At 65.8% G+C, this 20,810-nt stretch carries 16 protein-coding genes; 11 read left to right on the forward strand and 5 right to left on the reverse strand.

Annotation, left to right across the window (positions count from 1 at the left end; all coding sequences use genetic code 11):
- Positions 1-426: 426 nt before the first annotated feature.
- A complete protein-coding gene (locus ASE70_RS08740) occupies positions 427-738 on the reverse strand; it encodes a hypothetical protein (protein WP_056503612.1) in 312 nt (103 codons plus the stop codon).
- 285 nt (positions 739-1,023) lie between these two features.
- Between ASE70_RS08740 and ASE70_RS08745 the strand changes: the two genes are divergently transcribed.
- The gene (locus tag ASE70_RS08745; RefSeq protein WP_162235949.1) at positions 1,024-1,806 is read left to right on the forward strand and encodes an alpha/beta hydrolase family protein; all 783 of its coding nucleotides are present in this window, start codon (positions 1,024-1,026) and stop codon (positions 1,804-1,806) included.
- Positions 1,806-2,870: a DUF5694 domain-containing protein gene (locus ASE70_RS08750; RefSeq protein ID WP_056503617.1), complete on the forward strand. Its 1,065-nt coding sequence runs from the start codon at positions 1,806-1,808 to the stop codon at positions 2,868-2,870. The genes ASE70_RS08745 and ASE70_RS08750 overlap by 1 nt, the downstream gene beginning before the upstream one ends.
- 411 nt (positions 2,871-3,281) lie before the next feature.
- Here the strand turns inward: ASE70_RS08750 and ASE70_RS08755 are convergent, their stop codons facing one another.
- Positions 3,282-4,007 carry a FadR/GntR family transcriptional regulator gene (locus ASE70_RS08755; protein ID WP_056503622.1) on the reverse strand — a complete coding sequence of 242 codons (726 nt, stop codon included), beginning with the start codon at positions 4,005-4,007 and terminating at the stop codon, positions 3,282-3,284.
- Positions 4,008-4,191: 184 nt separating this feature from the next.
- Here ASE70_RS08755 and ASE70_RS08760 point away from each other — a divergent pair, with 184 nt between their 5' ends.
- The 3 genes from ASE70_RS08760 (at position 4,192) to ASE70_RS08770 (ending at position 9,293) form a co-directional block, all read left to right on the forward strand.
- Positions 4,192-6,969 carry a TonB-dependent receptor gene (locus ASE70_RS08760; RefSeq protein WP_056503625.1) on the forward strand — a complete coding sequence of 926 codons (2,778 nt, stop codon included), beginning with the start codon at positions 4,192-4,194 and terminating at the stop codon, positions 6,967-6,969.
- Between the two features lie 102 nt (positions 6,970-7,071).
- Positions 7,072-7,785, forward strand: coding sequence for a DUF6445 family protein (locus ASE70_RS08765; RefSeq protein ID WP_056503628.1), 714 nt, complete (start codon positions 7,072-7,074; stop codon positions 7,783-7,785).
- Positions 7,782-9,293 carry a tryptophan halogenase family protein gene (locus ASE70_RS08770; RefSeq protein WP_268795542.1) on the forward strand — a complete coding sequence of 504 codons (1,512 nt, stop codon included), beginning with the start codon at positions 7,782-7,784 and terminating at the stop codon, positions 9,291-9,293. Before ASE70_RS08765 ends, ASE70_RS08770 begins: the two co-directional genes overlap by 4 nt.
- A gap of 164 nt (positions 9,294-9,457) precedes the next feature.
- Here ASE70_RS08770 and ASE70_RS08775 read toward each other — a convergent pair whose 3' ends face one another.
- Positions 9,458-10,339 carry a phosphodiester glycosidase family protein gene (locus ASE70_RS08775; protein WP_056503633.1) on the reverse strand — a complete coding sequence of 294 codons (882 nt, stop codon included), beginning with the start codon at positions 10,337-10,339 and terminating at the stop codon, positions 9,458-9,460.
- Positions 10,336-12,930, reverse strand: coding sequence for a TonB-dependent receptor (locus ASE70_RS08780; RefSeq protein ID WP_056503635.1), 2,595 nt, complete (start codon positions 12,928-12,930; stop codon positions 10,336-10,338). The genes ASE70_RS08775 and ASE70_RS08780 overlap by 4 nt, the downstream gene beginning before the upstream one ends.
- 73 nt (positions 12,931-13,003) lie before the next feature.
- Between ASE70_RS08780 and ASE70_RS08785 the strand changes: the two genes are divergently transcribed.
- Together ASE70_RS08785 and ASE70_RS08790 are read left to right on the forward strand one after the other, a co-directional pair.
- Complete coding sequence (locus ASE70_RS08785) at positions 13,004-13,861, forward strand: DUF6528 family protein (RefSeq protein ID WP_056503639.1); 858 nt, start codon at positions 13,004-13,006, stop codon at positions 13,859-13,861.
- 49 nt (positions 13,862-13,910) lie between these two features.
- Positions 13,911-15,062, forward strand: a complete 1,152-nt coding sequence (locus tag ASE70_RS08790; RefSeq protein ID WP_056503644.1) for an ROK family transcriptional regulator — start codon at positions 13,911-13,913, stop codon at positions 15,060-15,062.
- A gap of 53 nt (positions 15,063-15,115) precedes the next feature.
- On the opposite strand, the gene ASE70_RS08795 is transcribed toward ASE70_RS08790, so the two are convergent.
- Positions 15,116-15,913 carry an N-formylglutamate amidohydrolase gene (locus ASE70_RS08795; RefSeq protein WP_056503649.1) on the reverse strand — a complete coding sequence of 266 codons (798 nt, stop codon included), beginning with the start codon at positions 15,911-15,913 and terminating at the stop codon, positions 15,116-15,118.
- Here ASE70_RS08795 and ASE70_RS08800 point away from each other — a divergent pair.
- The 4 genes from ASE70_RS08800 to ASE70_RS08815 all read left to right on the forward strand — a co-directional run bounded on the left by ASE70_RS08800 (position 15,907) and on the right by ASE70_RS08815 (position 20,611).
- Positions 15,907-16,836: a transglutaminase family protein gene (locus ASE70_RS08800; protein ID WP_056503651.1), complete on the forward strand. Its 930-nt coding sequence runs from the start codon at positions 15,907-15,909 to the stop codon at positions 16,834-16,836. The two genes, ASE70_RS08795 and ASE70_RS08800, sit on opposite strands and share 7 nt — an antisense overlap.
- Positions 16,830-17,642: a transglutaminase-like domain-containing protein gene (locus ASE70_RS08805; protein WP_056503654.1), complete on the forward strand. Its 813-nt coding sequence runs from the start codon at positions 16,830-16,832 to the stop codon at positions 17,640-17,642. Before ASE70_RS08800 ends, ASE70_RS08805 begins: the two co-directional genes overlap by 7 nt.
- 427 nt (positions 17,643-18,069) lie before the next feature.
- On the forward strand, positions 18,070-19,320 hold the full coding sequence (locus tag ASE70_RS08810; RefSeq protein WP_056503657.1) for an MFS transporter: 1,251 nt from the start codon (positions 18,070-18,072) through the stop codon (positions 19,318-19,320).
- Between the two features lie 40 nt (positions 19,321-19,360).
- Positions 19,361-20,611, forward strand: a complete 1,251-nt coding sequence (locus tag ASE70_RS08815; protein WP_056503659.1) for an arsenic transporter — start codon at positions 19,361-19,363, stop codon at positions 20,609-20,611.
- The last annotated feature ends 199 nt before the right edge of the window (positions 20,612-20,810 follow it).

Raw genomic sequence — 20,810 nt, forward strand, 5'->3', positions numbered from 1 at the left:
CCTTTGCGCCGGTTCGCCTCGGACGTACGCAAGATACGCGATATCGTGCCGGGGCGCTGGCCCGACGGACCGGGGCGGGTTGCGCCACGCACCGACCCCTTCGTCCGTCGCTGCCGCTTGTGCGTCAAGGGCACCTCGAAAGCGACAACAACATTGCAGCGCGGACAGCGCGCCGTGTCGCGCTCGGGCAACCCAACTGGCTACAGCGTGAGCCGAAATTGCCTCGCAGCCGGGCATTCCCGACACAACCCTGCGCCTCGTCCATCGTTAGCAGGACCGCGGAAAGCGTATGCAGACTTACATTGGCCGGGCCGGAATGTGCCCGCCTGCGCTTCGGCGTGTCGACCACTGCGCAACACAACTGCACAGATTACCGCAGGCGGCAGCAGCGCCACACAGGACCGCGCCGATCATGGGCCGCGTTAGTCAGTCATCGAGCGCACCGAGAAGCGCCAGCAGCACGACGAAGGCGAGCAGCGCCATCGGGATTGAGCAATATTCCATCCGTATCCAGAACAGCTTGTGCGTCGGAGTCATTCCCAGACGCTCGCCGGTCGCGGGATCGACCAATTGGCGCGGCAGTGTCGTGTTCATCCACTTGCTGACGAACCAATTTACCGCTGCCGTGGCGAACAGGCCGGTGTTCGCTACAAGGAACGCCAGGTTCGGTTGGCCCGGAGCGCCAAACAGCCGTTGCATGAGCACGCCGACCGCGGTGACGACGCCAGCGACGATCAAAAATAGTCAGACCCCTGACCCACTCCAGATGATGAACATCGGCTGATCTCCTTGTAGGCGGCTCGATCGACCGCTTCGTTCCTGATGGTGACGGCGGCACGTCGGTCACGATGGTTGCTTCGCTTCTGCCCGGCTCGTTGCACAGTGCACGTTCCGGCATCGCCACCTGCGAGGGTGGACAGGGCAAGGCCTTACTGTATGATAAATACTATTCGGCATAGTGCCCGGGGGGACATCATGGATCGTTCGACATTCGCCCGGGCCGCGGGGTTGCTATTGTTTGCGATGGCGACGCCCGCAGCAGCGCAGCCCAACGCCACGGTACCGCTGACGGTTTCGGCCACGCGCGCGACCAGTCTCGTCACCTGGGTGCCGAAGCAGGTCAAAGGCGTCGTCCTGTTCTCGACAGGACATGGCTCGTGGCCCGAGCGCTACGACGCGATCGTTTCGGCATGGCAAAAGGCGGGGTTTGCGGTGATCGCGCCGGTGCATGTGGACTCGATGCACTATCCCGATCGGGAGAAGTTTAGTCGCGAAGCGAGCTTCGGCGAACGGATCGCCGATCTCCGCGCCGCCAGCGCCTATGCGGCGAAGACTTGGCCGGGACGACCGGTCGTCGCGGCGGGGCACAGCTTCGGTACGCTGACCGCGCTGTGTCTCGGCGGCGGGCTGGCGTCGTTTGGCAACTTCCGGGATCCCAGCGTAAAGGCGGTGCTCGGCTTCTCGTCACCCGGACGGATCCCCGGCCTGATCGGACCCGACGCCTATGCGGGCGACCGCGTTCCGATGCTGCTCGTCACCGGTGATCGCGACGTCGTACCGGGACTGGTGACCGACTGGCACGATCATCTGTTGCCGGTCCAGTCTGCGCCGGCCGATGACAAGTTCGGCGTCGTCTATGCCGGGGCCGATCACGAGTTTATCGGGCGTCCCGCCGACACCCATTTCGCCGGCGCTGCCGCGATCAGCACCGATTTCCTGCGCGCCTATGCGCTGTCCGACGCCAAGGCACGCAGCCGGCTGACCAAGGCACCCGACACGGCCACGACGACCTGGACGCGCCGCTGATGCGGGGCAAACCGCTTTGGGGCATCGTCGCGGCGGCCATGTTGCTCTGGACCGCCAACGCGGCGGCCCAGCAAAAACCGGTCTTCGATCCCACGTCGTGGAAACGCGACGTCGCCGGTCCCCCGACGCGGGTCATGGTCCTCGCCTCGACGCATTTGAAAAACCTGCCCGGCTTCAAGCCGGAATGGATGGGATTGCTGCTCGACCGCCTCGCGGCCTACAAGCCATCGATCATCACGATCGAGGCACTGTCCGGTCAGGAATGCGATCAGTTGCGCCGTTATCCCGCGACCTATCCGGGCGTGGCCGGCCAATATTGTCCGACCGTCGACGATGCGCGCATGGCGACCGGCCTCGACGTGCCGCAGGCGACGTCGCAGGCCGCCGCGATGCTGGCGGCGTGGCCGGAACGTCCGACGCCGGCCGCGCGCCGTCGGCTCGCCAGCGTGTTTCTGGCGGGCGGCGAGCCGGCGTCGGCGCTCGTTCAGTGGCTGCGGCTCGATCCGGGCGAACGCCATGACGGCGACGGCCTCGACGAAGCGCTGGTCAAACGGCTCGGCACCTTGATGGCGAGCGCCAACGAGAATTATCAGATTGGTGCGGCGCTCGCGGCCCGGCACGGCCTCGAACGGGTGTACCCGATCGACGATCACACTGCCGATGGCGCGATGAGCGAGGAGCAGGCGTTCGGTAAGGCGATCCAGCGGCTATGGTCGACCCCCGGACCGAACGTCGAAAAGCTGAACGCACAAGCGTATGAAAGCCCGGCGGACATGCTCGCCACCTTCCGGCTGAACAATCGCGTCGACATCCAGATCGGCGGGATCGAGGGCGACTTCGGGCGGGCGCTGAAGGATCGCACGCCCGAACTTTGGGGCCGGCAATATGTCAGTTGGTGGGAAATACGGAACCTGCGGATGGTCGCCAACATCCGCGCGACCTTCGCCCAGCAGCCCGGCGCACGCGTGCTGACCATCGTCGGCGCGGCGCACAAACCCTATTTCGATGCCTATCTGAATCTCATGCACGAGGTCGAGCTGGTGGATGTGAATACGGCGTTGTGAACCGCGCCGGGGTTGCCGGTTCGCATTGACCGTCGGTCGTGTAGCGCCTGTTCGAGCGCAGGTAGGACAGGCCGGTATGCGCGCTCCGACGGGCGCGCGCCGGAGCATCTCGGCCAACAAGATGTCGTGGGCCGGTTCTTACAACGCCCGAATCCACGCCGCCTTGGTCGTGGCAAAGCGCGTGTCACCGTCAGACCTGATCCGGTCTGAAAATCCGTCAATCATCCACGCTGCTGAGCACATGTTTGGTTAACCCGAGCAGCGGCGCTCGCTGCGCGGTCATACCACCCCCCGCCCCTGCTACGGCCGGGCTCGAGCCATAAAGTACGAGGGTACCGCCGTCGCTTCCTTGTACGACAATCTGTCTATTTCGGTACGGTTCAGTAACGAATCTTTATCATGCTCGTACCGCTATTCGGCATTTGCCAGACATATTACCATCGCACGTTCGGTGTCCTGCCGCGCCAGATCGACCAGAAATTCGGTCGCGGCGCGCGCGCCTGCGCCGTCGCTGCGGGCGATCATGTCGAACAGTGCCTGATGTTCCATGACCGGGTCGCGCGGCGTACCGGCCCGATATTTGAAAAGCGTGGTCCAACGCACTGCCGCGGCGATACTCGCTGACAGGCTGACCAGCAATTCATTGCCGGTCGCTTCGAGGATGATGGCATGGAAACTCTGATCGGCCGCCTGCCCCGCCTCGCTGTCGAGGCCGAGCCGCGCCATTTCCTCGAGCGCATGGCCCATCCGCGTCAACTGGCGTGCCGTGCGCGAAACCGCCGCCAATTCCGCCGCGGCCGGCTCGACGATCATGCGAAGCTGGAACAGGCTGCGCACGAACGTCAGGGACGGAGGCTCGCCTTCGAACATCCAGCCCAGCAGTTCGGGGTCGAGCAGGTTCCATTCCTGCCGCTCGCGAACGCGGGTGCCCGCCTTGGGGCGGCTTTCGACCAGCCCTTTGGCCGCCAGCATCCGCAGCGACTCGCGGATGACGCTGCGCGACACGTTGAAACCCTCGGCAAGGTCGATTTCGCCGGGCAGATAACTGCCCGGTTCGTGGCGGCCGGTGACGATCGCCACGCCCATCCGGCGGGCCAATACGACGTTGGCCGGCTGTCCGCCGTTGCGCAGAACCATGGTCCCCCTCCCCCGCTTTTCTCCAGCATAGCCGTGAAGATAAAGCTGCGTCGAGCCGCTCGATTCCATATTGTCAGGCAAATATTATACGGTAATATGTCAGACAAGACTCGATTCAGAGTCAGATATGGGGAGAGGCATTATGAGGACCATCAGGCACGCCCTCTTGGCGAGCGTTTCGTTGATGACCGTCGGCGGGTTCTCTGCCGCAGCATCGGCACAGACGGCGGCCGAGACGACCGGCGATGCGGCGGCGGGCGATGGTCAGGATATCGTCGTCACCGGGGTCCGTGCGTCGTTGCGATCGGCGCAGGCCATCAAGCAGAATTCCAACCAGATCGTCGATTCGGTCAGCGCGCAGGACATCGGCAAGCTGCCCGACGTCAACACCACCGAAGCGTTGCAGCGGATCACCGGCGTGCAGATCCAGCGCCGCTATGGTGAGGGCGCGACCGACTTCGATCATCGGACACAGCCGGCCGTAACCGTTCGCGGCCTGACCCAGGTACAGAACTTCCTCGACGGCCGTGCGGTATATTCGGCGTCGGGCGGTCGCGCCTTCGACCTCGAAGGCATTCCGCCCGAACTGCTCTCCGGCATCGACGTGTACAAGAACGCGCCGGCCAATATCATCGAGGGTGGCGTGGGTGGTGCGGTCAACCTGCGCACCCGCCGGCCGTTCGATTCGACGGGTCAGGTCATCAGCATGACCGCCCGCGGCAATTATTACGACCGCGTCGACAAGCCGGGCTATGCGTTCTCGGGCCTGTACAGCAACCGGTACGACACCAGCATCGGTGAAATCGGCCTGCTGGTGAACGCGGTCTATTCGAAAAGCCATTATCGCCAGGACGGCCTGCTTGCCGGTCCGTTCGGCGAGGCACGGCCCGGGTCGATCGCGAATGCGCCGAGCAACGCGCAGATCCCCTATGGTTTCGAAGTCTATGACGATACCGGCGATCGCAGGCGCTTCGGCATCGCCGCCGCGGTACAATGGCAGGCGAGCGATACCGTATTGGTCACCGCACAGTATCAGGGCAGCAAATACTGGTTCAACCGGACCGGCGCATATTATTACGATTTCAACAACCTGCCGGGAAACCAGTATAACTCCGCAGGACAGGTGACCCAGTACAACACGCTGCCGACCGCCGGCGCGGCGTTCACCTTCAACAAGGATGGGTATGCGACCAGTGGTTCGCTGTCGCCGCAGACTTTCGAGACCGGTCGTTTCGATCAGGAACTGTGGAGCGCCAGCCAGAACTACACCTTCAATGTCGGCTGGCAGGCGACCGACCGTGCCAAGGTCAATTTCGACGTCCAGTATCTGACGTCCTATTATAACGCCGATCGCAACGGTCATGTGCTGTCGCTGTACAATCGGACGAACCAGAACGCGACCGGCCAATATGGCGGCACCCTCGCGCCGCATCCGTCGACCGTGGTGTTCGATCTGCGCGGCAAATATCCGCGCTGGGACGTTACCGATCCGTCGGTGCTGAACAACCCGGCGAACTATACGCTGCCGTTCATCGCCGACTCGCTTCAGCGCAACGACGCCGACACGCTCGCGCTTGCCTATGACATCGAATATGATGTCGAAGGCGGCTTCCTGAAGAAGCTGCGTGGCGGTGCCCGCTATTCGGACAACGGCATCGATCTGCGCGGTACGTGGAACGGCGTCGGCCTGTTCCGCGACTATGCACCGGGGGCGAGCAACGTGCCGGCCGGCGCGGCGCTGATCCCGCTGACCCGTTTCCCGCAGCTCGCGATGAAGGGGCCGTCGAAGAACTGGTTCGACGGCAACACCGTCACCGGTGGCATCCTGTACCCCGCGTTCCCGGCCGGCGATGGCGTGTGGGAACAGACCAAGGCGCTGTACGCCCTGTTCGGTGCGCAGACGAAGGATGCCTTCACACCGGGCGACCTCAATCGCCAGACCGAAAAGACCTATACCGCCTGGGGTATCGCCGATTATGAATTCGCACTCGGCAGCATCCGGTTCGACGGCGGTGCCGGTGTGCGGATCGTCAAGACGCGCACCACGTCGGTCGGCACGCAGTTCAATGTCGACGGCACCTTCAGCCCGATCTCGCTGGGCAACGAATATACCAACGTTCTGCCCAGCGTGAACATCCGGGCCCGGCTGACCGACACGTTCCAGATGCGCTTCGCCTATTCGAAGGGCGTGGCGCGGCCGAACTTCGACGTGCTGTCGACCAACGTCACACTGCAGAACCCGAACCAGGTCGATCCGAACAACGGTCTGCCCTTTGCCAATTCGGGCAACCCGTTCCTGCGTCCGATCAAATCGGACAATTTCGACCTGACCGCCGAATGGTATTTCGCGCCGACCGGTTCGCTGACCGCCGGCCTGTTCTACAAGAAGGTCAACGGCTTCCTGTCGAGCGGACGGTTCATCGGCACCTATGGCGGACGTCAATATAACGTGAACTCGACGCTCAATTCGGGCGACGGGACGGTGAAGGGCCTCGAAGCGGGCTATCAGCAGTTCTTCGACTTCCTGCCGGGCCTGCTGAGCGGTTTCGGCATTCAGGCGAACTATACCTATGTCGACTCGAACGTCGAAAACCCGTTCTCGTCGTCGAGCAACAACCTGCCCTCCACGCTGCCGCTCGAAAAGCTGTCGAAGCATAGCTACAATTTGATCGGGCTGTACGAAAAGGGGCCGATCACCGCCCGCCTCGCCTATAATGGCCGGTCGAGCTATCTCGAACAGACGACGGGCAGCGGTGCCAATGGCCAAGGCCAGTTCGCCAAGCCCTATGCATCGCTCGATGCGTCGGTCAGCGTCAATCTGAACGAACACATCGCGGTATCGGCCGACGTCGTGAACCTGAACAACCGGATGAACGTGCTCTACATCGGCACGCCATCGGCACCGCTTCAGTATCAGTTGAACGATCGCCGCTTCGGCCTGTCGCTCCGCGCGACGTATTAAGGACAGGGCGACGCGACGAATTTTTCGTTTCGTCGCCCATATTTCCCCTCCCCTGTCGGCGTGGTTCGCCACGCCGACGCTTTTTGCGCTATCGGATCTGCCATGTCGTCCGCCCCGATCGCCGCCGCCCCGCCCACCATCACCATTCGCCATGTCGGCCATGAACGCGAACCGGTGGTCGTCATCGACCGGGCGACCGGGCAACGCGACGCTCTGGTCGATTTCGCCGCGACCCGATCGCGCTTCGCGCCGGCGACGGAGGTCGGCAGCTTCTATCCCGGCCTGCTCGGGGCAGCGCCGACCGCCTATGTCGACGCGATGGTCCGTCTGGTCCTGCCGCTGATCGCGGCCCATTTCACCCGGGCTCCGGTCCAGCCGGCCCGCGCTCGCGGCAATTTCTCGCTGGTCACGCTCGCCCCCGACGCGCTCAGCCCCGACCAGCGCGTGCCGCATGTCGATTCCGCCGACCGGCTGCAATTCGCGACCGTCCATTTCCTGTCGTCGGCCAATGGCGACGGCACCCGTTTCTTTCGCCACCGCACCACCGGGTTCGAGACGATCGACGCGGAGCGCATGGCGACCTTTCGCGCCGCGCTCGACGCGCAGATCGCCGAGGTGCCCGCCGCCTATGCCGATGGTAGCGACGGCCCGTTCGAGGTGATCGATACGGTCGATGCGGTGCCCGACCGGTTGATCCTGTACCGCGCGGCGCTGCTCCATTCGGGGGCGATCACCGCGCTGCCCGCCGATGCCGCCGATCCGCGGCACGGTCGCCTGACCGGCAATCTGTTCCTGCAATGCCGGATCGCGGCGTGAGCGCGCGCGCCGATGGTCCGCTGCGCCGGATCGCGATCGTCGGCGGCGGCACGGCCGGCTGGATGGCCGCCGCCGCGCTGTCGCGTCTGCTGGGACCGCACGGCCCGACCATCACCCTGATCGAGTCCGAGGAGATCGGCACGATTGGCGTCGGGGAAGCGACGATCCCACCGATTCAGGCCTTCAACGCGATGCTCGGCATCGATGAGGACGATTTCGTCCGCGCGACACAGGGCACGTTCAAGCTCGGTATCGATTTCCACGACTGGGGCCGGGTCGGCCACCGCTATTTCCATCCGTTCGGCGTGTATGGCATCGATGCCGGTGCGGTCCCGTTCGAGGCGACGTGGCGACGGCTGCACGCCGCCGGACAGGCCGGACCGCTCGCCGACTATTCGATCTGCGCCGCTGCCGCGTATGCCGGGCGGTTCCAGCGGCCACAGCCCGGCAACACCCCGCTCGCGCAGATCGGATATGCCTTTCACTTCGACGCCGGGCTCTATGCCCGGTTCCTGCGCGCGCGCGCCGAAACGGCCGGCGTGGTGCGGATCGAAGGGCGGATCGTCGATATCGGCCGGGACGGCAGCGGGTGGATCGATGCGGTCCTGCTGGCCGATGGCCGGCGGATCGATGCGGACTTCTTCATCGACTGTTCGGGCTTTCGCGCGCTGCTGATCGAAGGGGCGATGGGCGCTGGGTTCGAGGATTGGAGCCATTGGCTGCCCAACGATCGCGCGGTCGCCGTCCCCTCCGCCAATGCCGGCCCGCCCAGCCCCTTCACTCGTTCCACCGCACGTGCCGCCGGGTGGCAGTGGCGCATCCCGCTGCAGCATCGCACCGGCAACGGCTATGTCTATTCCAGCAACCATGTGTCCGATGACGAGGCGGCGGCCACCCTGCTCGCCAATCTCGACGGACCGGCATTGGCAGATCCCCGCCCCTTGCGGTTCCGCACCGGGCGACGCGACCGGTTCTGGGTCGGCAATTGCGTGGCGCTCGGCCTGTCCGGCGGATTCCTCGAACCGCTCGAATCCACCTCGATCCATCTCGTCCAGGCGGGCATTGCGCGGTTGCTGGAAATGCTGCCGACGCGCGCCTGCGACCCGGCCGATACCGCGCGGTACAACCGGCTGATGGCCGCCGAGTTCGATCAGGTCCGCGATTTCGTCATCCTGCATTTCCACGCCAGCGAGCGGCGCGACACCGCCTATTGGCGCGATCAGGCCGAACGCTCGATCCCGGAGACGCTGGCCGAACGGCTTGCCATCTATGCCCGCACCGGCCGCGTCTATCGCGAAGGCGACGAGCTGTTCACGAAGACGAGCTGGCTGGCGGTGATGGACGGTCAGGGCCTGCGCGCGGCGAGCTATGATCCGCTCGCCGATGCGATGCCGCTCGACGCCGCCGCCGCGCGGTTGCAGCGGATCGGCGCGGTCGTCGCCGCTACGGCGGCACAGATGCCCGCGCACGACGCCTTCATCGCCCGCCATTGTGCCGCCGCTGGGTGACGCTGACCGGATCGGTGCCGAGCGTACGGCCATGGACCGCCGGGACGCTGATCTCTGCACCCTGATGGTCGACCTCGTCTCGATGGACGAGGAACCACACCCCGCCAGCGCGGCGAGCGACGAATGGCGCGACGCGCTCCCGGCGGAACGGCAGGCACCCCTTCCTACTGCCGAACGGATACCGGCGGTGCGAAGACCAGCAGGGCGTTTGCTACCGGCCGTTCGCGGCCGGCGATGCCGGTATGGATCGGGCGGTTGAGAACGACCGCGCCCTTCCCCTCGGCGACGGCGAGGGTCGAGGAACCGCCGCCGTCGAAGCTCATCGCATCGCTGGCCCCCAGGTCGCGGAGCAGCGCGACCAGCGCGGCATTGTCCGCGCCCATGCTGTATCCCTTTTGCCGGCCGTCCACGACGACGATCCATGCCCGCCGCCGATCCGACGACAGGCCGATGGCCGTGCGCGGACCTTTTCCGCCCTCGGCCATCAGCGCGCGGTGGAGCGGGATGGCCTGCCCGCCCTGCAACAGATGCGGACCGGCAGCGATGGCGTCGCGCGTGCCCGCCGGACACCGCTGCCCAGCCCGGATGTCGGTGCGGCGGCCGAGGCACAGGATCGCCGATACCCGCAGGTCCTGATCGATTTCGACCGGCGAGGCGACCCGCCCGCCGCCGATCGCCGCCCCCGATACCGACACCGGCTCGCCGTCATGCGGGTAATAATCGTCGCCCTTGGGCGATCCGCCGAAAAAGGGCAGGAAGTAGCTGGCGTTGACCGCCACTTGGGCGTGTTGCGCGATCAGGTCGTTGCGGACGGTGTGCGCGACATATTCCATGCCGCGCGAGCGGTCGGGCGGGGTCACGCCCAATCGCAGGCCCGGCCGCGTCAGGTCGAGCGTGACGATGTGGATCACCGCCGGATCGGCCGAGGCATCGACGCGCCGTTCCTGACGATAGGTGACGCCGTCGAACAACGGCTTGTCTGCCGGTGGCGCGGCAGCGGCCTGCCACGCCGCTACCGCTGCCAAGAGGCCGTGCCAGACGCTCACAGCTTCACCGCCGCGCCGAGCCAGAACTGGCGGCCGAAGAAATTCTGATCGCGCGTGCCGAACCCGTCGAAATTCTCGCGGTGCGCATCGGTGGCGTTTCGGACCTCGCCGATGATCTGGATCGGGCCGAACGTCAGCCGCGTCTGCAGGTCGAGCTGGTCGAACGGCTGGTCGTAGCGGTTGGTGAGCGGCGCGGTCGGGCTGATTGAGGTATATTGCCGGCCGATATGCGCGTAGCTCGCCCGCGCCTGCAACCAGTCGCGCTGGTAGAACAGCGCGGCATTGCCCTGAAACTCCGGCTGCTGGGTCAGCCGGTCGAAGCTGCCCCCGGCCGGGAAACGCGACTTGCCGTTCAGATAGGTGGCATTGAGCGACACGCCGAAATCGGCCAGCGGCCCGGGCAGGAAGCGCAGCTTGTTGACGACCAGCGCACCCTCGACCCCGAACACGCGCGACCCGGACAGGTTCTGCGGCTGCGTGACCTGATAGGTGGTACCGTCGATCACCGTCGTGCCCGCCGCCCGCGAATAGATGTCGTCGCGAATATCCTTGTAGAAGGTTGCCAGCGACACAAGGCCGGCATCGCGCGGCATGTAATATTCGAGGCTGGCATCGAAATTCTGCGCCACCCGCGGCCGCAGGTCGGGATTGCCGCGCGTCAGGACCAGCGTCGTCTGGTTCAGCGTTTCGTTGGTGCCGAGGTCGCTGGGGCTGGGCCGTCCGATCGCCTTGTAATAGCCGAGCCGCAGCTTGAGCGGATCGGCCAGTTCGTAGTTAAAGGTGGCGGACGGCAGCCAGCTGCCATAGTTCGCGCCGCGCGTCAGCGAAGTTAGCGTGCTGCCGGCGACGCGAAAGCCGTCGATCGTCGTCTCGGTATCCTCATAGCGGACGCCGGTGATCAGCGTGTGGCGGTCGCCGGTGTGACGTAGCAGGACATAGCTCGCCATCACCTTTTCACCGACGATATAGTCCGACCGCCGCGCGTTGAGCGTGGTCTGCGCGGTATTCAGCGTGAAGGCAGTCGGGTTCTGGCTGAAATACCGCTGGAACGCGGTGAAATCGAGCAATGGCTGCGGCCGGCTCTGCCCACCGGTGTACAGCGGCGACCAGCGGTCGGGCAGCACGAAGTTGGTGGCGGTCAGGCTGGTCCCGGTCGCGCCGCTCCAGACCGCCTGTTGCGTGTCGAAATCGCGCGTCGCGGCACGGTATTTCAGCCCCGCACCGATGCCGAAGCCGCGATCCTGCGCGGTATCGCGATACCCCCAGTCGAACTGCCCCTCGCGCACCAGATCGAGCGAACGATCGCGATAGGGGGTGTAGGAGGCAAAGGTGTAATTGGCCGGATTGGTAAACGTCGCCGGATTGTCGAGCACCGCGATCGGCACGCCATCGGCCAGCGTCTGGCTATAGGCGTTGGCGGCGCTGGTCGGGAGGTTGAACTGCATCTGGTTCGACGCTTCAAGGAAGATGGCGCGTGACCAACTGCCGCGCAGCGCGGCATGGTGACCGTCATCGCCGGTCCACTTCACCCGGCCCTGCCCGACATAAAGCGGCTTTTCGAGCGGGAAGTCGTTGAAGCGCAGGAAGCCGCCGGCGGTGTTGACGCGCGCGGTGCCGCCGGTGGTGCGAACGGTATCGACGGTCCCGCGCGTCAGCTGCTGCTGATGGCGCAATTCATTGTCGGACTGCTGGAAAAACGTGCCCGACACCTCTGCCTGCACGCGCGGATCGGGACGCCATTCGAGCTTGGCGGTTCCGCCATAGCGGTCGACGGTGTTGGGATAGCCTGCCGAAATGATCCCGCTGGCCACGGTGACGCCGTTCACTTGGGTATAGCCGGTCGGGTTCTGCCGCTCCTGATCGCGCCGCTTGCGGCTATAGGCGCCGGTCAGCACGAACCCCCAGGTGTCGTCGACCCCGAACCGGGTCGCGAGCGTCGCATCGGCGCGATAGTTTACGCCGTCGTCGGTCGGCCGGTTGAAGCCCTTGCCGGGGACGGCGCGGCTGTCCGACAGGCCGATGAACGCATTGCCGACAAAGGTCCGGATACCGCGATCGAACGCCGATCGGCTGCGCAGGTTGACGATGCCACCGATCGCATTGCCCTCGACGTCGGGCGTGCGCGACTTGATGACCTCCAGCGCGGAGACGGCGGTCGTCGGGATCGCCTCCATGTTAAGCTGCCGGTTCTGCCGCTCGGCAGTGGCCAGCACCGCGCCGTCGAGCGTGCCGACGGTGAAGTTCGGGTTCATGCCGCGGATGCCGACATAGCGGCCTTCATCCTCGTCGAAGACGGTGGTGACGCCGGGCAGGCGGCGGAAGCTGTCGGAAATATTGTAGTCGGGCTGCTGGCCGATCTCGTCGCTGGCAAGGAATTCGCCGATCCGGTCGTTGTCCCGCTTGGCGGCGATGGCCTGCGTGTTCTGCCGGGCATAGCCGGTGACGACGATATCCTCGCTGGTGGTGTCGGACGGCACCTCCTGCGCCAGCGCCGAAATCGGCATCACCGCACCGGCCAGCAACATCACCCGCCACGTCTTCCCAAAGCGTACCATCGTCAAAACCCCCGATTCCTGAAACACGAATGCCATTTACTGACTATAAGTGACATATAGGTGACGCGACGACACCGGTCGGGCGTCGAACCGTGCAGGGAGCGACAGGATGTTGACACTGCTGGCTATTTCCTTGGCGATGTCGCCCGGTCCGGCCGCCTATGCGTGCGGGGACGATCAGGTGCGCGAGGTGCGAATCACCCCCGATGGCCCGGTCGAGGTCTGGCGATGGACCGCCCGCGATGCCCGCGACCTGCCGGCGGAATATCGGACGCGGCTGATGGCCCATATCGACGAATGCAAGCCGGTCGATCGCAACCGCGCGATCCTCGTCACCGCATCGACCGGCGGCGCGGTGCTGATCGATCGTGCCAGCGGACGCGTGCTGTTCCGGGCGCGGGTGCCGATGGCGCATTCGGCGGACCTGCTGCCCGGCGGGCGGATCGCCATCGCGCTGTCGATTTCGCCCGAAGGTGACCGGTTGCAGCTATACGACCGGCGGCATAGCGAGCAGGTGGTGCAGGACCTGCCGCTGCCATCGGGGCATGGCGCGGTATGGGACGCGAAGCGGCATCGGCTGTTCACCTTGTCGCACGATCTGGTGCAGTCGTTCCGGCTGATCGGTCAGGGGCGCACCTCGCGACTGGTCGAAACCGCGCGCTGGACGCTGCCGGGGCGGCGCGACGGCCACGACCTGTCGCTGGGCGATCACGGGCGTTATTATGTCACGACCGACGACGGCGCGTGGCGGTTCGATCCCGAGGGCGGCAGGTTCGTCCCCTATGCACCGCTCAACCCCGCGCTGCGGGTGAAGTCGGTGAGCGCGACGGCCGACCGCGTCGCATGGGTGCAGGCCGAGGAGAAGTGGTGGGCGAACGGCTTTACGGTGATGACGCCCGATGGTCGCGACCGCCACCGCATCACGCTCGACGGCATCCATCTCTACAAGGTCCGCTGGATACGATAGGTCTGCGGGCAGGCTTGACAAGCCGGGCCCCACACGGCGCAACAGCCGGATGAACGACGGTTATGCCGGTGCCTTTCACCCCCGCTTCCTGCGCGCCGATGGTCAGCGTACCGCGACCGCCAACGAACGGGTCGTCCTTGCGCTGCTGTCGCGGCGTGGCGCGGCTTCCCGTGCCGAGCTTGCCCGCGTCACCGCCCTCGCGCCGCATTCGGTGGGGCGGCTGATCGAACCGCTGATCGAACGTGGGCTGGTGCTGGCGGGCGCACCGGAAGTCGCGGGACGGGGCAAGCCCGGTGCGCCGCTGCGCCTGAACCCCGACGCCGCCTTTTCGATCGGCGTGTCGGTGATGACCGACGCGGCGACGCTGGTCGTGGTGGATTTTACCGGCGCGGTCCGTGCGCGGGCATCGGTGCCGCTGGAACGCGACGATTTCGATGCCGGCACCCGACAGATCGCTGCCCTGATCGACCGGGCCGTTGCCGAAGCCGGGCTCGATCCGGCGCGTCGTCTGGGAATCGGCGTCGGCGTCACCGGCTATTTCATCGGGGACGGCGCAAGGGTCAATCCGCCGCCCTCGCTCGATTCATGGGCGCTGCGGCCGCTCGACACGCTACTGGCCGACGCGTTGGGCGGTCCGGTCTGGGTCGATAATGACGGCAACGTCGCTGCGGTCGGCGAAGCGATGCTGGGCGCGGGCCGGACCTGCTCCGACTTTGCATATCTGTACTTCGCGGCGGGCTTCGGCGGCGGCGTCGTGGCGCGCGGCGCGCCGTTGCGCGGGGCGCACGGCAATGCCGGCGAGTTCGGATCGGTCCTGCCGGCGGGATGGTATCAGCCGAATCTGGAGAATCTGCGCCGTCACCTCGACGATCACGGCATGGCCTTTGACGGATTGCGGACGATGCTGCGCGATCTCGATCTCGCCGCGCCGGCGGTGGACGCGTGGGTCGATCGCTGCATGCCGTCCCTGAACCTCGTCATATCGGCGATCTTCGCCGCGCTCGATCCGGCGATGATCGTTCTGGGCGGCCGGCTCCCCCCCAGCCTTGCCGAGCGCATGATCGCGAAGATCGACATCACCAACCCGACCCGGCGGGGCCATCACCGCCCCATGCCGCGTCTGGTGCCTTCGGTCATCGGCAGCGATGCGGCGGCGATCGGTGCCGCGATGTTACCGACCCGCGCCGCGTTCTTTCAGTAACCGGCCCCCGGATCGCCTGCCGTATTGATCGAGAGCGAGCCGCAGGCAACGCTTCACCCTGCATCCGTCGCCGATGCTGCCAACAAACATCGTTCCAATATCGATGCCCATCGCCGCTGGCCCTGCTCGTCGGCCAGAAGATCCTGCCGGATCTCGATCTCGGCATAGCGGCGGCGCAGCGGATAGGCGTGCAGCGGGAGCGTATAGTCGACCTCATCCATCCGATACGGCTCGTTATCCCCGACGATCAGGTCGGCCTCCCGCCGCAGCGCCGCGAGCAGGGCGAGGGCGAACGACGGATCGCCGCCGTCGTGGAGGATGCCGGCATGCCACGGCCGTGCCGGCCCCCTGGACATGGCGGGGGTGAAGCTGTGGAGTGCGACCAGGATGCTCGCCTGCCCCTCCCGATCGCGCCGCGCTAGTTCGTCCGCGATCGCGTGATGATAGGGTGCATGGATCGCATCGATCCGGGTAGTGCGTTCCTCGGGCGTGAGTGCGGCGTTCGCCGGCACGATCGTCCTGTCGCTTACCGCCGGCATCGCATCGGCGGAACCGGGCGCGCGATTGCAGTCGATCACGAGGCGCGAATAGGTCTGGCGCAGGAAGACCGCGTCGAGCCGCTCGGCCAGCGCGAGGCCGAGACCGGCGACACCGATGTCCCATGCGATGTGGCGGCACAGGTCGGGCGAACCGATTCCCATCCTTCCCAAGGACGAGGGGATGACATTGCCGGCATGATCGCCGATGATCAGAAACGGCGATCGGCCTCCGGGATTGACGGTCACTACCGGCAAAGGGTCGGAATCGCTCAGCAACGCAGCCTCGACGCGGGGATTACCGTTTGATGCCATTCGTGAATCTCTCGCATGTGACGACCTATCTCTACAAGCAGCCGGTCGCGTTCGGCGAGCACCGAATCATGGTCCGGCCGCGCGAGAGTTTCGATCAGCATCTGCTCGAAGCGACGCTGACGATCGACCCCGCGCCGGCCGACGTGCGCTGGCTGCAGGACGTTTTCGGCAATGCCGTCGCCATCGCCACGTTCGAACGGCGCGCGAGCCGGCTGTCCTTTACCAGCGACGTCCGCGTCCGTCACGAACCGGGCGACGTCCAGTATGTCGACATCGAGGAATATGCGCGCAGCTATCCCTTCACCTATTCGTCGGAGGACATGCCCGACCTGCTGCGTTCGATCGAGCGACAGCATCTCGACCCGCAGCGCGAGGTCGACAGCTGGGCACGGCGGTTCCTGAACCCCGGGGGCGTCACCGACACGCTGGCGCTGCTGACGGCGATGACGACCGCGATCCGCCGCGAATTCACCTATCAGTCGCGCGCGGAGAAGGGCACGCAGACCCCGATCGAGACGCTGCGCCGTCGCAAGGGCACGTGTCGCGACTATGCCATCCTGATGATCGAGGCGGTCCGCGCGCTGGGCTTCGCCGCGCGCTTCGTCTCGGGCTATGTCTACAGTCCGTCGGGAACGCGCGACACCCGGATCGGCGGCGGCAACACCCATGCGTGGGTTCGCGTCTACCTGCCGGGATCGGGGTGGGTCGAGTTCGATCCGACCAATGGCATCGTCGGCAGCGCCGGGCTGATCCGCGTCGCGATCGCCCGCGACATCTACCAGGCCGTGCCGATCTCCGGCACCTTCGATGGTTTTCCCGGCAGTTTTCTCGACATGCAGGTGTCGGTGGATATTACGGTGGACCCGTCTCCCCCGCGCGACGTTCCTATCCCTGCCGATACCATAGGGGCCGTTCGATGCTGATCCGCGCCGGTTACGACATCAGTTTTTCCGCCGACACCCCGACGCCGATGATGGCGATGCTGAGCGTGCATCCGTCACGCCATCACGATCTGCGCACCCCGCACCGCATCACCACCGTGCCGGAGGTTGCGCTCCGCGACTATGTCGACGCCTTCGGCAACATCTGCACCCGGGTGAGCGTGCCGCCCGGCGGCCTGACGCTCAGCTGCGACTTCGTCATCGAGGACAGCGGCGAGCCCGACGTCCAGTCGCCCGGCGCGATTCAGCACGACATTGCGGACCTGCCCCATGACGTCCTCGTCTATCTGCTCGGCAGTCGCTACTGCGAAACCGACCGGCTGTCGGAAACGGCGTGGTCGTTGTTCGGCGATGTCCCGCCGGGTTGGGGACGCGTGGAAGCGATCGTGGCGTTCACGCACGATCATGTCGAATTCGGTTATCACCATGCCCGTCCCACCAAGACCGCGTGGGACACCCATCAGGAACAGCAGGGCGTGTGTCGCGATTTCGCGCATCTGGCGATCACGTTGTGCCGCTGCATGAACATCCCGGCGCGCTACTGCACCGGGTATCTGGGCGATATCGGGGTACCGCCGGTCGATGCCGCGATGGATTTCTCGGCATGGTTCGACGTGTATCTGGGCGGCGAATGGCACACGTTCGACGCGCGCCACAAACACCCGCGCATCGGCCGCATCCTGATGGCGCGTGGCCGCGATGCCACCGATACCGCACTGACCACGGTCTTCGGGCAGACGACGCTGACCCGTTTCGAAGTCCATACCGACGAAGTCGCCACGGTTTGACGATCGACGGGTCGCGACGCAACGACGTTATTGCATCGAGTTGTTGAAGAGCCAGGGCGTAGAAGCACCAATCGAGCGCGGCGACCGAATAAATTGCCTCCAGCGGAAGCCACATCTAGGACCCTACATAGCTCTACTGCCCAAACAATTCGATCTTGCCAACGACAACCACCAATCCGACCAGCGTCGACCGGTTCATTTAGCATTATTTCTATATTGCATCGGAACTGATGCACCATGCTGCTCGATTAGGCGCGAACCAAATGGTTGTAGACCATCGTTCTACTCGCCTGCCGCTGGTCGTTCCTTCCGAACCCGACGCGGGACGGTTCGCGATGCGTCGACCCGGTTTGGGGTAGCACGACCGGCGCTCTGCGTGGCGCGTCGTTCGCCTGTTTGCGCATAGGAACGACGGGAAATAGAGGCCATGGCAACCGCGATTTCCCCCTCCGGCGCGGCGCGCACCCCACCCGCCAGGACGCCGACCGGTACGCTCGACGCGCTCAACTTCTTTCTGGCCGACGTGCGCGACGGGCTGGGGCCGTATCTCGCCATCTATCTGCTGGTGGTGCGCGGACCGTCGCATGGCTGGGACGAGCAAACGGTCGGGCTGGTCCTGACCATCGCCGGCATCGTCGGCCTGTTGTCGCAGACGCCCGCGGGCGGGCTGATCGACCGGGTCAAGAACAAGCCGCGCATCGTCATCGCCGCCGCGCTGCTGGTGACGGCCGGCAGCCTGTCGTTGCCGATCGTATCGGGCTTCACGATGGTGACGATCACCCAGTCGATCGCCGCCGCGGCGGGCGCGGTGTTCGCCCCCGCGATTTCGGCGATCACGCTGGGGCTGGTCGGACCGAAGCTGTTCGCCAAACGCGTCGGTCGCAACGAAGCGTTCAACCATGCCGGCAACGCGGTGTCGGCCGGACTGGCGGGGGTGCTGGCATGGTCGTTCGGGCCGGTCGTCGTCTTCTGGCTGATGGCGGCGCTGACCGTCGCCAGCGTCGTGGTGGCCGCCCGGCTGAACAATGACGATATCGACAACGCCGTCGCCCGCGGTCTCGACTGCGAACCCGACGAGGGTTGCGACGAGCCGAGCGGATGGAAGACGCTGGTCGAAAACCGCCCGCTGATGATCTTTGCGCTCGCGGCCTTCACCTTCCATTTGTCCAACGCGGCGATGCTGACATCGGTCAGCCAGCTGCTCGGCCGCACCGTCGGAACCGACAAGGCGACCTCGCTGACCGCCGCGTGCATCGTCGCGGCACAGCTGGTGATGGTCCCGGTCGCGATCGTCGTCGGGCGCAACACCGAACGCTGGGGGACCAAGCCGATGTTCCTGATCGCGTTCGGCTTCCTCGCGATCCGGGGCGCGCTTTATACCGTATCGAACGATCCGTGGTGGCTGGTCGGGGTACAGGCGCTCGACGGGATCGGCGCGGGCATTTTCGGCGCACTGTTCCCGGTGATCGTCGCCGATCTGACCAGGGGGTCGGGCCGCTTCAACGTCAGTCAGGGCGTGGTGTCGAGCATCTTCGGCCTCGGTGCCGCGCTGTCGGCGACGCTGGCCGGGTCGATCATCGTCTGGGCCGGATACAGCGCCGGCTTCCTGACACTGGCGGCGATCGCCGCGATCGGCTTTGTCCTGTATCTGACCGCGATGCCCGAGACGCACAAATGACACGCCCGCTGCGCGGCCCCGACGAGAACGGACGCCATCGGTGATCCTTGCGACCGGGGCGACATGGGGAATCTGCGCTGCCGCGACCGCGGCGGTGATCGCGCGGCCGTTCCGCTGGCCCGAGGCGATCTGGGCACTGGCCGGGGCGGCGCTGCTGCTGCTGCTCGGCCTGATCCCGCTATCGGCGGCGCTGACGGCGGTGGCGAAGGGCGGCGACGTCTATCTGTTCCTGATCGGGATGATGCTGCTTAGCGAAGTCGCGCGTGCCGAAGGGCTGTTCGACTGGGTGGCGGCGACCGCCGCGATCCATGCGCGCGGATCGACCACGCGGCTGTTCGCGCTGGTCTATGTCACCGGCATCGTTACTACCACCTTCCTGTCGAACGATGCGACCGCCGTCGTCCTGACCCCGGCGGTCTATGCCGCCGCGAAAAAGGCGAAGGCCGATCCCCTGCCGCTGTTGTTCGCGTGCGCGCTGATCGCCAATGCCGCCAGCTTCGTCCTGCCGATCTCCAATCCCGCCAACCTCGTGCTGTATGGGGGGCGGATGCCGCCGCTGGGACAGTGGTTCGCGTCGTTCGCCCTCCCTTCGCTGGCGGCGATCGGGGTGACGTTCCTCGTCCTGCGCTGGCTGGAACGCGACCGGCTGGCGGGGACGTGTACCAGCAACGTCGAGCGCGCGCCGCTGACCGCCGGCGGCAAGGCGGCATTCGTCGGGATCGTCGCCACGGCGGCGGTGCTGCTGGTGGTATCGGCGCTCGACATCGAACTGGGATTGCCGACCGCGATCGCCGGGATCGTCACGACGCTGGTGGTATGCGCCATCGCGCGCAATTCGCCGGTCATGTTGCTGCGCGACGTGTCATGGAGCGTCCTGCCGCTGGTCGCCGGGCTGTTCGTGCTGGTCGAGGCGCTGGACCTGACCGGAGTGATCGGACAGGTCGCCGCCGCGCTGCGTACCGCGTCGGCCGATCCGGTATCGGCGGCTGCGGCGTCGGGCACGATCCTCGCCTTCGCATCGAACCTGATGAACAACCTGCCCGCCGGGCTGGTCGCCAGCACCGCCGTCGCACAGGCACAGCCGCCGCGACTGGTGGTCGATGCGCTGCTGATCGGGGTCGACCTCGGCCCCAATCTGTCGATTACCGGCAGTCTGGCGACGATCCTGTGGTTGCAGGCGATCCGGCGCGAGGGCGAGGATGTCGGTTTCTGGCGCTTCCTGAAAATCGGTGCGGTGGCGATGCCGCTGGCCTTGTTCGCGGCGCTGGGTACGCGGATCCTGCTGGGATAGCTGCGCAAGCGATCCCGTACGGTTCAGGCGGGATCGACCTTTATTCGAATCTCCGGCGATATTGCTCCCCTCCCTGACAAGGGAGTGTTGGGGGTGGGTCGGTCCGTTGGCGGACGGCACCTCCCCTCGCGGGCCAACCCACCCCCCGCCCCTCCCTTGTCAGGGAGGGGAGTAAGGTAATTGCGTCCGACCAAGGTCG

Origin of the sequence: Sphingomonas sp. Leaf22 (assembly GCF_001421715.1) — a bacterium.
Lineage (GTDB): Bacteria > Pseudomonadota > Alphaproteobacteria > Sphingomonadales > Sphingomonadaceae > Sphingomonas.

Excerpts from the sequence above, each read along its gene's own strand:
- ASE70_RS08745 (WP_162235949.1), top strand. The coding sequence starts at position 1,024 with ATGGCGACGCCCGCAGCAGCGCAGCCCAACGCCACGGTACCGCTGACG.
- ASE70_RS08750 (WP_056503617.1), top strand. The coding sequence starts at position 1,806 with ATGCGGGGCAAACCGCTTTGGGGCATCGTCGCGGCGGCCATGTTGCTC.
- ASE70_RS08755 (WP_056503622.1), bottom strand. The coding sequence starts at position 4,007 with ATGGTTCTGCGCAACGGCGGACAGCCGGCCAACGTCGTATTGGCCCGC.
- ASE70_RS08760 (WP_056503625.1), top strand. The coding sequence starts at position 4,192 with ATGACCGTCGGCGGGTTCTCTGCCGCAGCATCGGCACAGACGGCGGCC.
- ASE70_RS08765 (WP_056503628.1), top strand. The coding sequence starts at position 7,072 with ATGTCGTCCGCCCCGATCGCCGCCGCCCCGCCCACCATCACCATTCGC.
- ASE70_RS08780 (WP_056503635.1), bottom strand. The coding sequence starts at position 12,930 with ATGGCATTCGTGTTTCAGGAATCGGGGGTTTTGACGATGGTACGCTTT.
- ASE70_RS08785 (WP_056503639.1), top strand. The coding sequence starts at position 13,004 with ATGTTGACACTGCTGGCTATTTCCTTGGCGATGTCGCCCGGTCCGGCC.
- ASE70_RS08790 (WP_056503644.1), top strand. The coding sequence starts at position 13,911 with ATGAACGACGGTTATGCCGGTGCCTTTCACCCCCGCTTCCTGCGCGCC.
- ASE70_RS08800 (WP_056503651.1), top strand. The coding sequence starts at position 15,907 with ATGCCATTCGTGAATCTCTCGCATGTGACGACCTATCTCTACAAGCAG.
- ASE70_RS08795 (WP_056503649.1), bottom strand. The coding sequence starts at position 15,913 with ATGGCATCAAACGGTAATCCCCGCGTCGAGGCTGCGTTGCTGAGCGAT.
- ASE70_RS08805 (WP_056503654.1), top strand. The coding sequence starts at position 16,830 with ATGCTGATCCGCGCCGGTTACGACATCAGTTTTTCCGCCGACACCCCG.
- ASE70_RS08810 (WP_056503657.1), top strand. The coding sequence starts at position 18,070 with ATGGCAACCGCGATTTCCCCCTCCGGCGCGGCGCGCACCCCACCCGCC.